The sequence below is a fragment of the Streptomyces sp. NBC_00846 genome (assembly GCF_045207325.1).
Taxonomy (GTDB): Bacteria; Actinomycetota; Actinomycetes; order Streptomycetales; family Streptomycetaceae; genus Streptomyces.
Genome location: NZ_CP108846.1, coordinates 2,147,937 through 2,160,678, shown reverse-complemented (window position 1 = coordinate 2,160,678; position 12,742 = coordinate 2,147,937). Strand labels below are relative to the sequence as shown.

12 protein-coding genes and 1 pseudogene are annotated in these 12,742 nt (G+C 69.7%); 8 read left to right on the top strand and 5 right to left on the bottom strand.

The features are described 5' to 3' along the window. Positions 1-64 precede the first annotated feature (64 nt). From OG936_RS10025 to OG936_RS10015, 3 genes are all read left to right on the top strand, one after another. A complete protein-coding gene (locus tag OG936_RS10025; protein ID WP_406494004.1) occupies positions 65-1,420 on the top strand; it encodes a beta-xylosidase in 1,356 nt (451 codons plus the stop codon). Positions 1,421-1,512: 92 nt separating this feature from the next. After that, a complete protein-coding gene (locus OG936_RS10020) occupies positions 1,513-2,457 on the top strand; it encodes a WxL protein peptidoglycan domain-containing protein (protein ID WP_406494002.1) in 945 nt (314 codons plus the stop codon). Between the two features lie 62 nt (positions 2,458-2,519). Beyond that, on the top strand, positions 2,520-3,548 hold the full coding sequence (locus OG936_RS10015) for a GTPase Era (RefSeq protein WP_406494001.1): 1,029 nt from the start codon (positions 2,520-2,522) through the stop codon (positions 3,546-3,548). A gap of 144 nt (positions 3,549-3,692) precedes the next feature. On the opposite strand, the gene OG936_RS10010 is transcribed toward OG936_RS10015, so the two are convergent. Further along, positions 3,693-3,959 (bottom strand): protealysin inhibitor emfourin, encoded by a 267-nt coding sequence (locus tag OG936_RS10010; RefSeq protein ID WP_406493999.1) that lies wholly within the window; start codon positions 3,957-3,959, stop codon positions 3,693-3,695. Between the two features lie 48 nt (positions 3,960-4,007). Then, positions 4,008-5,084, bottom strand: a complete 1,077-nt coding sequence (locus tag OG936_RS10005) for a M4 family metallopeptidase (RefSeq protein WP_327259317.1) — start codon at positions 5,082-5,084, stop codon at positions 4,008-4,010. A 295-nt stretch (positions 5,085-5,379) separates the two neighbouring features. Here OG936_RS10005 and leuA point away from each other — a divergent pair, with 295 nt between their 5' ends. The 3 genes from leuA (at position 5,380) to recO (ending at position 8,866) form a co-directional block, all read left to right on the top strand. Beyond that, positions 5,380-7,176 (top strand): 2-isopropylmalate synthase, encoded by a 1,797-nt coding sequence (leuA, locus tag OG936_RS10000; RefSeq protein ID WP_406493997.1) that lies wholly within the window; start codon positions 5,380-5,382, stop codon positions 7,174-7,176. A gap of 207 nt (positions 7,177-7,383) precedes the next feature. Then, complete coding sequence (locus OG936_RS09995; protein ID WP_406500386.1) at positions 7,384-8,061, top strand: TerB family tellurite resistance protein; 678 nt, start codon at positions 7,384-7,386, stop codon at positions 8,059-8,061. Positions 8,062-8,119: 58 nt separating this feature from the next. Next, a complete protein-coding gene (recO, locus tag OG936_RS09990) occupies positions 8,120-8,866 on the top strand; it encodes a DNA repair protein RecO (RefSeq protein WP_406493995.1) in 747 nt (248 codons plus the stop codon). On the opposite strand, the pseudogene OG936_RS09985 reads toward recO, so the two are convergent. Next, positions 8,843-10,121 (bottom strand): annotated as a pseudogene (locus OG936_RS09985) (RNA-guided endonuclease InsQ/TnpB family protein). The gene recO and the pseudogene OG936_RS09985 sit on opposite strands and share 24 nt — an antisense overlap. A 17-nt stretch (positions 10,122-10,138) precedes the next feature. On the opposite strand from OG936_RS09985, the gene OG936_RS09980 reads away from it, so the two are divergent. Together OG936_RS09980 and OG936_RS09975 are read left to right on the top strand one after the other, a co-directional pair. Next, positions 10,139-10,345 (top strand): FitA-like ribbon-helix-helix domain-containing protein, encoded by a 207-nt coding sequence (locus OG936_RS09980; RefSeq protein ID WP_327275340.1) that lies wholly within the window; start codon positions 10,139-10,141, stop codon positions 10,343-10,345. A 52-nt stretch (positions 10,346-10,397) separates the two neighbouring features. Beyond that, entirely contained in the window at positions 10,398-11,222 is an 825-nt protein-coding gene (locus tag OG936_RS09975; protein WP_406381280.1) for an isoprenyl transferase, read from the top strand. A 126-nt stretch (positions 11,223-11,348) separates the two neighbouring features. Here OG936_RS09975 and OG936_RS09970 read toward each other — a convergent pair whose 3' ends face one another. Continuing rightward, complete coding sequence (locus tag OG936_RS09970) at positions 11,349-11,783, bottom strand: Fur family transcriptional regulator (protein WP_266746107.1); 435 nt, start codon at positions 11,781-11,783, stop codon at positions 11,349-11,351. A 65-nt stretch (positions 11,784-11,848) separates the two neighbouring features. Next, positions 11,849-12,742 carry a metal ABC transporter permease gene (locus tag OG936_RS09965; protein ID WP_406493992.1) on the bottom strand — a complete coding sequence of 298 codons (894 nt, stop codon included), beginning with the start codon at positions 12,740-12,742 and terminating at the stop codon, positions 11,849-11,851.

The window sequence follows — 12,742 nt, the reverse complement described above, 5'->3', positions numbered from 1 at the left end:
AAGAGCCGCTGCGCCGTATCCGGCAGGAGGGGGCTCCATGCGTCCGACCGTACGAAGAATCAGCATGCGAAGATCCGGTGCCCGAACGCGTCCCGCGCGCGGCCGCCGCTGGGCCGCCGTGCTGGGTGTGGGTGCGCTCGTCGTCGCGGGGGGAGGGGGGCTCGCGAGCCCCGCGCAGGCCACCACGACGGCCTCCGCGCCGGTGGACTTCCCCACGCACTGCATCCCGCCGGCCATCGCGGGCATCCCGCCGATCGACGGGACGACGAAGGCCGAGATCACCGTCGACAACGCCGCCCCGATCGTGGGCGACACGGTCACGGTCACGTACACCGTCGTCGAACCGGCCGCGAGCAACCCGGTCGATCTGGCGCTGCCCGCCGACATCATGACGCCGACCGGCAAGGTCACCGTCGGCGGCGCGCAGTCCGCGAGCGTCACCGTCGCGGGCCCGAAGAAGAACGATCCGGTCCCCGGCAAGGGCAACTTCCCGTCGTTCTCGATGACCGGCACCTTCACGGTCACCGCGCCCGGCCAGATCACGCTGTCGCCGGGCGACTACAACATCCACACCAGCTACATCATGGAGCTGGACACTCCGTGCACGGTGACGGACCCGCCCGCTCCCGTCTCCGAGACGATCATCGCGACGGACGGCGGCGGCCAGGTCAACGAGCGTGCCATCCAGCTAGGGGCCGCATCCGGCCAGGCCGGTGACGCGGTCACCGTGACCGGGTCGAAGTTCACCCCGGGCGCGGACGTCACGCTCGCGGGCCGGGCCGGCGACCAGCAGACCGCCGACACGGCCACCGTCAAGGCGGACGGTTCCGGCGGCTTCAGCGGCCGGCTGACCGTCAGCGATCCGGCCACCACCGGCATCGTCGCCTATGAGGGCGCCGGCTGGGACGCGGCCAAGGGGGCGGGCCCGCAGGCCTACACCGTCACGAGTGGCGGCGGGGAGACCCCGGACGGCAGCCAGCGGCTCAACACGTCCGTCAAGGCGGGCACGCTCTCCATGGTCCAGGCCGGGGACGCCGTCGAGATGTCGGCGGTCGACTTCGGGAAGGGCGGCGCCTCCCGCGGCTCCCTCCAGACGGTGACGGTCGAGGACTACCGCGGCGGACCCGCCGGCTGGTCCCTGACCGGAAAGGTCACCGACTTCAAGGGCCCCGGCGGCGCGACGATCGACGCGTCCGCTCTCGCCTGGACCCCGGTCTGCGCGACGAAATCCGGCAGCGCCAGCACCTGCGCGGCCGGTTCCGAGGGTCCGGTCGGCAGCGCGGGCGCCACGCTGGCATCCGCACCGAACGGGACCCTCACCGGCGGTGAGTTCACCGTCGACGCCCGGCTCGCGCTGACCGTACCGGCGTACACCGCCCCCGGCGCGTACTCCGGCGTGCTCACTCTCACGCTCACGTGACCGAGCTGCCCCGACCGACCGGTGGACCGGGCGCGCACCCGCCCGGACCGCCCGTCCCGACCCCCGACCGACCAACCCGGAGGCCCCGCACCGTGCGCAAGCTGTACGTACTCCTCCTGGCCGGCGCCCTCCTGCTGACCGGCGCGCCCACGGCGCACGCCGCGGACAACGGCAGCTGGTCGGTCTACCCGGCCACCGCACAGGCCGGTCAGCGCCCGTACTTCTACCTCTCCGCCGACCCCGGCGCCACACTCGACGACAAGGTCACCGTCACCAACAAGACGGACCGGCCGCAGACCTTCCGGCTGTACGCGGCCGACGCGTACAACACCGCACGCGACGGCGGTTTCGCCGTCCGCGCCCAGAACGAGAAGCAGCACTCGGTCGGCGCCTGGGCGAGGACCGACCGCGACCGCGTCACCGTGCGGCCGCACGGCTCCGTCACCGTCCCGCTCACCATCACCGTCCCCGAGGACGCCGAGCCCGGCGACCACCCCGGCGCGCTCGTCGCCCTCGACGAACGCATCGACCCGGCCGATGCGGGAGCCGTCGCCGTCGGCATCCGCAAGGCGGTCGGCGCACGGATCTATCTGCGGGTGAACGGGCCGACCATGCCTGCGCTCTCCGTGGACGACGTCCGGGTCGAGCACAGCCAGCCGCTGGTCCCGGGCACTGGGAAGAGCCGGGCCGTCATCTCGTACACGCTCCACAACCGGGGCAACGTCACTCTCAACCCCAAGGTCGCTCTCAGGGCCGAGGGACTCTTCGGCCGCACCCTGCTCGCCCGCGACCTGAAGAAGATCCCCTCCGAGCTGCTGCCCCGCCAGCGGGTCCGGCTGACCGAACAGTGGGCCGGCGCGCCGCAGCTGGAATGGGGAGAGATCAAGGTGACCGCGAGCGCCCGGGACACCCGCGAGTCCGCCGCCGCCCCGTACTTCGCACTGCCCTGGCTGGTGGCCGGGGTCCTGCTGGTGATCGTCGGCGGGGGTGCGGGGATGTGGATACGGGCCCGTCGGAGCCGCACCCGTAGGGCCTGAGACGGCGCGGCAGGAGCCCCGCCGAGGCGGTTGGTACGGCGGGGCCGCCAGGATCGGGGACAATGGGCGCCATGAGCGTTCGACCTGACACAGAAGCCGCTGCACAGCAGGCTGCGAACAACGCCCCCCACCGGGCCGGCTTCGCCTGCTTCGTGGGCCGCCCCAACGCGGGCAAGTCCACCCTCACGAACGCTCTGGTCGGCCAGAAGGTGGCGATCACCTCCAACCGGCCCCAGACCACGCGGCACACCGTGCGAGGCATCGTGCACCGCGAGGACGCGCAGCTGATCCTGGTCGACACCCCGGGCCTCCACAAGCCGCGCACGCTGCTGGGCGAGCGTCTCAACGACGTCGTGCGGACCACCTGGGCCGAGGTCGACGTCATCGGCTTCTGCCTGCCCGCCGACCAGAAGCTCGGCCCCGGCGACAAGTACATCGTCAAGGAACTCGCGGGCATCAAGAAGACCCCGAAGATCGCCGTCATCACCAAGACCGACCTGGTCGACTCCAAGCAGCTCGCCGAACAGCTGCTCGCCGTCTCCCGCCTCGGCGAGGAGCTCGGCTTCGAGTGGGCCGAGATCATTCCGGTCTCCGCGGTGGAGGCGGAGCAGGAGGCGGGACGCAGTCCCTCGAACAAGGGTGGTGGTGGGAGAGGGGCTGGCCAAGTGAGCCTGCTGGCCGATCTGATCGCGCCGCTGCTCCCGGAGAGCCCGCCGCTCTACCCGGAGGGCGACCTCACGGACGAGCCCGAGATGGTCATGGTCGCGGAGCTGATCCGGGAGGCCGCGCTCGAAGGCGTACGGGACGAGCTGCCGCACTCCATCGCGGTCGTCGTCGAGGAGATGCTGCCGCGCGAGAACCGTCCGGCGGACAAGCCGCTGCTCGACATCCACGCCAACGTCTACATCGAGCGCCCCAGCCAGAAGGGCATCATCATCGGCCCGAAGGGCAAGCGCCTGAAGGACGTCGGCACGAAGTCGCGCAAGCACATCGAGGCCCTGCTCGGCACGCCGGTCTTCCTGGACCTGCACGTGAAGGTGGCCAAGGACTGGCAGCGCGACCCGAAGCAGCTGCGGAAGCTCGGGTTCTGACCGCTGCCCCGGTCCGGGGGCCGGAGGCCGGTGCAGACGCCCGAAGCAGCTGCGGAAGCCGGGGTTCTGACCGCTGCCCCGGTCCGGGGATTCCGTCCCGGAGCCGGGGTTCCGACCCGTGCAGTCAGGTGGCGTACGCCCCGCTCACGCGCCCTCCTTCAGGACGCGCGAGATCAGCGCGCGCTGGGCGTCGGTCAGCTTCGGGTCCGCGCAGTGGATCGTGCGGTCGCCGATCGTGATCCGGTACTGGAAGCCGTCCGGGACGCCCGGGGGCGGGGTGTCGTGGCCCGCGGCCAGCGCCGATTCGGCCAGGGCCTCCCACTCCCCGGCGTCGGCCCGTCCGGTGGTGTCGACCTCGCGGTGGCGTGTGATGCCGGCGAAGCCGCCGGTCCTGCTGACCTGGATCCGCATGTGGTGTCCTCCATCGCCGGACGGGCCCGGGAATGCCCGCTGTGTGCGCTACGCGGTCGGTACGCCCACCTCCGACCATGCCTTCAGGACCGCCTCCGCCTCGTCGCCTTCCCCGAAGCGGCTGCGGGCCGCGGCCACCGTCAACCGGGCGAAGGAGGCGAAGTCCGCGTCCACGGCCAGTTGACCACCTGTGAGCACATCGAACCAGAGCTGCCCGGCCCGCTCCCACGCATTGCCGCCGAGTGCCGTCGCCAGCAGATAGAACGCGCGGTTCGGGATGCCCGAATTGAGATGCACCCCGCCGTTGTCCTCGCTGGTGTGGACGTAGTCCTCCATCTTCGCGGGCTGCGGGTCCTTACCGAGCACGTCGTCGTCGTACGCGGTTCCCGGCGCCTTCATGGAGCGCAGGGCGTCGCCCTGGACACCGGGTGCCAGCAGTCCGGCGCCGATCAGCCAGTCGGCCCGGTCGGCGCTCTGGCCCAGTGAGTACTGCTTGACCAGGGAGCCGAAGACGTCGGACACCGATTCGTTGAGCGCGCCGGACTGGCCGTAGTAGCTCAGATTGGCCGTGTACTGGGTGAGGCCGTGCGTCAGCTCGTGGGCGATCACGTCGATGGCGACGGTGAAGTCCAGGAAGATCTCGCCGTCCCCGTCGCCGAAGACCATCTGCTCGCCGTCGAAGAAGGCGTTGTTGTATTTGTCGTCGTAGTGCACCGATCCGATCAGCGGCAGCCCGTTGCCGTCGATCGAACGGCGGCCGTACGCCGTGAGCAGCAGCTCGAAGGTGGCTCCGAGCCCCGCGTACGCGCGGTTGACGCTCGCGTCCTTTGTCGGCTCCTGGCCCTCCGCGCGGACCTTGGTGCCGGGCAGCCGGGTGCGGTGGCGGCAGTCGTACAGGGTCCGGTCGGGCTTGTCGGAGGCTTCCCCCTCGGTCGTGCGGGCGGTGGGCACGGTGACGACCGTGGCCATCTGGCGGCGGGTGCGGCGGGCGGCGTCGCTCTCCAGGGTGCGGCGAGCAGGGCCCGCCAGATCGGGGTTGTCGGACTGCGACAGCTTGTCGAGGACATGGGGCGGCACGATGGTGCAGAAGACGGGGCGGAACCCGTGCTGAGACTGAGGCTGCATACCTGCGACTGTGGCACTGGGTAATCGTGGTGTCACTGGTGGCGACCAGAATTGATGAAATGGAGTGATTGATCACTCTTGGGTGTTTCCGGTGCCCGGTCCCGCATACTGATACGGGACGGACGCATCGGACGCCTCTCGGCTACGCTCGTCGCATCATGCGTTTCGGGCTGCTTCTTCTTAGCTGCCGCGGCGAGGGCCTGTAGTCGTAGGCCGACCCCCTCCCCGCGGAGTCTGGTGTTGCAGCGACACAGTCGGCCGTCCCGTTGGTTGGACCCCCGAGGAGCCCTGCGCAATGACCGTCGTAAATCCCGCTCAGCCCGCTACTTACACCGCTGTCGGCCGCCCCACGCCGATCACCAACGCCACTCAGCTGCAGAAGCCGTCCGGGATGCCGATCCACAAGTACGGCCGCTACGAGGCCGTCGAGATCCCCGACCGCACCTGGCCGGACAACCGGATCACCGTCGCGCCCCGCTGGCTCTCCACCGACCTGCGCGACGGCAACCAGGCGCTGATCGACCCGATGTCGCCGGCCCGCAAGCGCGAGATGTTCGACCTGCTCGTACGCATGGGCTACAAGGAGATCGAGGTCGGCTTCCCGTCCTCCGGTGAGACCGACTTCGCGTTCGTCCGCTCCATCATCGAAGAGGGCGCGATCCCCGAGGACGTGACGATCTCCGTCCTGACGCAGGCCCGCGAGGACCTGATCGAGCGGACCGTGGAGTCCCTCGTCGGCGCCCACCGCGCGACCGTGCACCTGTACAACGCGACGGCGCCCACCTTCCGCCGGGTCGTCTTCCGCGGCTCGAAGGACGACATCAAGCAGATCGCCGTGGACGGCACCCGGCTGGTCATGGAGTACGCGGAGAAGCTGCTGGGTCCGGAGACGATCTTCGGCTACCAGTACAGCCCCGAGATCTTCACCGACACCGAGCTGGACTTCGCCCTGGAGGTCTGCGAGGCGGTCTGTGACGTCTGGCAGCCGGAGGAGGGCCGCGAGATCATCCTCAACCTGCCCGCCACCGTGGAGCGTTCGACCCCGTCCACGCACGCGGACCGGTTCGAGTGGATGTCGCGCAACCTGTCGCGCCGCGAGCACATCTGCCTGTCGGTCCACCCGCACAACGACCGCGGCACCGCCGTCGCCGCCGCCGAACTGGCCATCATGGCCGGTGCGGACCGGATCGAGGGCTGCCTGTTCGGCCAGGGCGAGCGCACCGGCAACGTCGACCTGGTCACGCTGGGCATGAACCTGTTCTCGCAGGGCGTCGACCCGCAGATCGACTTCTCGCAGATCGACGAGATCCGCCGCACCAGCGAGTACTGCAACCAGATGGAGGTCCACCCGCGCCACCCCTACGCGGGCGACCTGGTCTACACCGCCTTCTCCGGCTCCCACCAGGACGCCATCAAGAAGGGCTTCGACGCCATGGAGGCCGACGCGGCCGCCCAGGGCAAGACCGTCGACGACCTCGAGTGGGCGGTGCCGTACCTGCCGATCGACCCGAAGGACGTCGGCCGCAGTTACGAGGCCGTCATCCGGGTCAACTCGCAGTCCGGCAAGGGCGGAATCGCCTACGTCCTGAAGAACGACCACAAGCTGGACCTGCCGCGCCGGATGCAGATCGAGTTCTCCCGGATCATTCAGGCCAAGACCGATGCCGAGGGCGGCGAGGTCACGCCGACGCAGATCTGGTCCACGTTCCAGGACGAGTACCTGCCGAACGCGGACGACGCTGCGGCTCAATGGGGTCGCGTACAGATCCGCTCCGGCCAGACCACGACCGGCTCCGACGGCCGGGACACGATCACCGTCGAGGCGACCGTGGACGGTACGGACACGGTGCTGACCGGCACCGGCAACGGCCCGATCTCCGCGTTCTTCGAAGCGCTGCAGGCCATCGGCATCGACGTCCGTCTGCTGGACTACACCGAGCACACCATGAGCGAGGGGGCCAGCTCCCAGGCCGCCTCGTACATCGAGTGCGCGATCGAAGGAAAGGTCCTGTGGGGCATCGGCATCGACGCCAACACCACGCGTGCCTCGCTGAAGGCGGTCGTCTCGGCCGTCAACCGTGCCACCCGCTGACCCGGCGCCCGAAAGGGCCTGAAGCCCGCACGGTCGAAGACCCCGCCCACCCGCCTCCGGGGGGCGGGGTTCGGCCATCTCCGGGGGTTGTGACGATCGAGGTACTGACGCCACATCGCGACTGTGGTTAACATCACGTCGACACGGCAATGTTGCCGGAGTGTTACGGAGGTGTGCGACGTGCGGTCAGCCCTGGGACAACGCGCCATGAAGCTGCGTATCTGCGGCATCCGCACCATCTGGGACACCGTCGGCGACGGCGAGTTCTTCTGCCCCGGCTGCGGCGGCGACCGCAACTACCGCCGCCTCACCGGCCGTCGGCGCTTCACGGTGCTCGGCGTGCCGACGCTGCGGCGCGGCACCGCGGGTCCCGTCGTCGAATGCGCCGCCTGCCGGGCCCACTTCGGCACCGACGTGCTCGACCACCCCACCACCACCCGGTTCTCCGCGATGCTCCGCGACGCCGTCCACACGGTCGCGCTCGGCGTACTCGCGGCCGGCGGCACCGCCTCCCGTGCGGTCCTGGAGACCGCGGCCACCGCCGTGCGCGAAGCCGGATTCGACGACTGCACGGAGGAACAGCTCGCCACCGTCGTCGAGGTGCTCTCCGCCGACATCGGCCACGGCTCCGCCTTCGACCCGGCAGCCGAGGCCTGCGGAGCGGCCCTCGCCATCGAACTGCACGAGGCGCTGGAACCCCTCGCCCCGCATCTGGCCCCCGCCGGGCGCGAATCGATCCTGCTGCAGGGCGCCAGGATCGCGCTCGCCGACGGCCCGTACGGGCAGGCGGAGCGCGAGGTGCTGACCACGGTCGGCGGGGCGCTGCAACTCCGCGCCGAGGACACGGCCCGGCTTCTCGCCGCGGCGGCGCGTACCCCGTCCTGAACGGACCCGGTTGCGGGGGCGGGCCCGACGCGCCGTCTGCGTACCGGACAATGGACGTATGAGCTTGTTCCGGGACGACGGCGTGGTGCTGCGCACGCAGAAGCTGGGCGAGGCCGACCGGATCATCACGATCCTGACCCGCGGCCACGGCCGGGTGCGGGCCGTCGCGCGCGGGGTGCGGCGCACGAAGTCCAAGTTCGGGGCACGGCTGGAACCCTTCTCCCACGTCGACGTGCAGTTCTTCGCCCGGGGCAGCGAACTGATCGGCCGCGGACTGCCGCTCTGCACCCAGAGCGAGACGATCGCCCCGTACGGCGGCGGCATCGTCACCGACTACGCCCGCTACACCGCGGGCACCGCGATGCTGGAGACCGCCGAGCGGTTCACCGACCACGAGGGCGAGCCCGCGGTCCAGCAGTACCTGCTGCTCGTCGGCGGGCTGCGCACCCTCGCCCGCGGCGAACACGAGCCGCATCTCATCCTCGACGCGTTCCTGCTGCGTTCGCTCGCCGTCAACGGCTACGCACCCAGCTTCGAGGACTGCGCGAAGTGCGGAATGCCCGGACCGAACCGTTTCTTCTCCGTCGCGGCGGGCGGCGTCGTATGCGGCGACTGCCGGGTGCCCGGCAGCGTCGTACCCTCGGCTGAGGCCGTCACGCTGCTGAGCGCGCTGCTCACCGGCGACTGGGACACGGCGGACGCGTGCGAGGCGCGTCATGTCAGGGAGGGGAGCGGACTGGTGTCCGCCTATCTGCACTGGCATCTGGAGCGCGGGCTGCGCTCACTGCGGTACGTAGAGAATTGACTCCTCCCCCTCGCGAACGAGGGGGATTCCTGGCTCACGCTGCCTGCGGCCCGGCGGGCGCGTAGGTCTTGCACGATCAGCACCAGCCGGGTACGAGACCAGCCCGGATCAGCATGACGCGGGCGGAGTTCTTATCCCTGGGGGATACGGCTCCGCACGCGGTGCAGGTGTATGTCCTTTCGGAGAGGGGGAGTGCGTGCTTGGTTCTCGCTCCGCACTGTGCGCAGTCCATGGTGGTGTGCGCGGGGTGTACGAGGTGGACGTCCCGAGCGTGCTTGCGGGCCATCTCGATCAGAGTCTGTTTCGTGGTGCCGATCGCGGCGTCGGCCGCCTTGCGTGCCATGGTCGACCGTGCGAGGAACTTCGGGCGGAAGTCCTCGATGGCCAAGGCATCGTGGGCGCGTACCACCTTCTTGGCCCACTTGCGACCGGTGTCCTGTCGCTGCCGAGCCACCTTCTTGTGTAGCTTCGCCGTCTGCCTCTTCGCCTTGCGGTAGCCCTTGGAGGCGGCCCGTCCTCCGGCGGGGCGGCGTCGGGCCGTCATCCGCTGGTAGCGGGTTAGTTTCACCTGAGCGCCTCGCCCGTGCTGGGCGTGGGGAAGGTCGTAGGCGTCGTTTGTGGTGGTGGCGGTCTCTTTCACGCCCCAGTCGATCCCGAGCACTGCACCGGTCGGCGGAAGGGGATCCACTCGAGTGGGGACGACGAAGGAGGCGTACCAGTGGCCCAGAGCGTCCTGGTATACGCGCACACTGGACGGTGCGGCGGGCAGCTCTCGCGACCACACCACGGTCAAGGTGATGCCTCCGGCGAGATGTAGGCGCCGGTCCTTGAGGCGAAACCCCCGACGGGTGTAGTTCAGCGTGGGAAGCGCCTCGTGCTTCTTCCTGCACTTGGGCATTCCGGCCCGACGGTGCATGGGCAGCCGGGCCTTGACGTCCTTCAGTGCCTTCGCCCGGGACTTCGCGAAATCCCGGATGACCTGCTGCTGAGGTACCGAGGAGCACTTGGCCAGCCATGGAGTGTGGGCGCGGGCCTCTGTCAGCATCTTGTCGAGCTGTGCCGGGCCGCACGTCAACTTCTCGCCCGTCGCCCGGCTGAGCGCGTGGACGGCCTTCGACTTTGCCACGCACTCGTTCCAGATCCACCGGCAGCAGTCCCACTCAGCGTTCAGAGCGGTGTGAGCGGTGGGCGACACGCGAAGCCGGTAGGTGTACCGGGCGCACTCGGTCACCTCGGCTTCCCTTGATGTCGCCATGACGTCATAATAACATCATGATCCGTTTCGCTCTGCGTATCCCAGATGACTTGCACGCACGACTGACGGTCCAGGCGGCCGCGGACCGGCGGTCGATCAACTCCGAGATCCTGCACCTGATCGAGGGCGGCCTCAGTGACGTTACGGTGGACGGGGCATCGCCCAGCGGCGATTCCCCTACCGTTGCCCCGCTACGAGGGAAGCCGGATTCCTCACGGGCCTGAAGATACGGGCATCCTCCGATTACCAGGTGACACAGAGAGACGAGAGAAGCTCATGGCAGTACGCGGGATGCTCGGCGGCCGTAATCGGCGCGACTACAAGACCCCGGAGCCGCACCCTTCCGGTGCCACGCCCCCGAAGATCCCCGGCGAGCTGGTGCCCAAGCACATCGCCGTCGTGATGGACGGAAACGGCCGCTGGGCCAAGGAGCGCGGCCTCCCGCGCACCGAGGGACACAAGGTCGGCGAGGGCGTCGTCATGGACGTCCTCAAGGGCTGCATCGAGATGGGCGTGAAGAACCTCTCGCTGTACGCGTTCTCCACCGAGAACTGGAAGCGGTCCCCGGAGGAAGTGAAGTTCCTGATGAACTTCAACCGGGACGTCATCCGCCGCCGCCGCGACGAGATGGACGAACTGGGCATCCGCATCCGCTGGGTGGGGCGCATGCCCAAGCTGTGGAAGTCCGTCGTCCAGGAGCTCCAGGTCGCCCAGGAGCAGACGAAGGACAACGACAAAATGACGCTGTACTTCTGCGTCAACTACGGCGGCCGGGCCGAGATCGCCGACGCGGCGCAGCGGATCGCGCAGGACGTCGCGGCCGGGAAGCTGGATCCGTCGAAGGTCAACGAGAAGACGTTCGCGAAGTACATCTACTACCCGGACATGCCGGACGTCGACCTCTTCGTCCGCCCCAGCGGCGAGCAGCGCACGTCCAACTACCTGATCTGGCAGAGCGCCTACGCCGAGATGGTCTTCCAGGACGTGCTGTGGCCGGACTTCGACCGCCGCGACCTGTGGCGGGCCTGCGTGGAATACGCCCAGCGGGACCGGCGCTTCGGGGGCGCGGTGGAGGCGGGTACCGCCGATCCGGCTGTCTGACCCTGCCGTGACGATCCCGCCCCATGACAACTCAGGGGCGGGACGCGGAGGAGGCCGTGGCCGAGCTGGAGCACCAGCCGACCACGGCCGACTTCACAAAGGCGCTGAACGCCCGCGCGAAGGCCGTCACTCCTTCACGGCCGCGCACTCCGCGCACGTTCCGAAGATCTCCACCGTGTGTGCCACGTTCACATACCCGTGCTGCGCGGCGATCGTCTCCGCCCACTGCTCCACTGCGGGCCCCTCGACCTCCACGGCCTTGCCACACATCCGGCACACCAGATGGTGATGGTGATCGCCGGTCGAGCAGCGCCGGTACACGGACTCGCCGTCCGTGGTGCGCAGTACATCGACCTCGCCCGCGTCGGCGAGGGACTGAAGGGTGCGGTAGACGGTGGTCAGCCCCACCGAGTCACCGCGGTGCTTGAGCACGTCGTGCAGCTCCTGGGCGCTGCGGAACTCGTCCACCTCGTCGAGCGCCGCCGCCACCGCCGCCCGTTGCCGGGTCGAGCGGCCGCGTACCGGGGCCGCGTTCGTTCCACTGATCGGCGCCGTCGCCACAGCAGCCTCCTCGTGTCGCCCGTACCTGTGTCGGGCCATTGTGCCAGCCCGCCCGGGCGCCACGGTCAAACCCTGAGCCCGTCCGGGGCCGGACGGGAGGCCGGTACCTCCAGAGTGCACTCCTCGGACGCGGCTTCGTCGCGCCGGGCGCGCCTTCTGGCCAGCGGGGTCGCGAGCAGCGTCAGGCCGACGAAGACCACGATGGCCAGCAGCACGATCGTCGCGCCGGGCGGGACGTCCTGGTAGTACGAGGTCACGGTGCCGGCCAGGGTCACCGCCGTACCGATGACGACCGACAGCACGAATGTCACCTTGAAGGACCGGGAGATCTGCTGCGCGGCCGCGACCGGCACCACCATCAGCGCGCTGACCAGCAGCAGCCCGACGACCCGCATCGCCACGGTGACGGTCACTGCCGCGGTCACGGCGACCAGCAGGTTCAGCGCGCGCACCGGCAGCCCGGTGACCCGGGCGAACTCCTCGTCCTGGCTGACGGCGAAGAGCTGCCGGCGCAGCCCCAGCGTCACCAGCAGCACGAAGGCGGCCAGCAGGCAGATCGCGGTGATGTCCTCGGTGGAGACCGTGGAGAGGGAGCCGAAGAGATACGAGGTGAGGTTGGCGTTGGAGCCGGTGTCGGAGAGGTTGATCAGCAGGACACCGCCCGCCATACCGCCGTAGAACAGCATGGCCAGCGCGATGTCGCCGCGGGTGCGTCCGTACCAGCGGATCAGCTCCATCGCGACGGAGCCGACGACGGCGACCGCCGTGGCCATCCACACCGGGCTGGTGGAGAGCAGGAAGCCGAGGCCGACACCGGTCATCGCGATGTGGCCGATGCCGTCGCCCATCAGGGCCTGGCGGCGCTGGACGAGATAGATGCCGACGGCGGGGGCGATGACGCCGACCAGTACGGCGGCGAGCAGGGCCCGCTGCATGAACGGAGGGTTGAGGAATTCCAT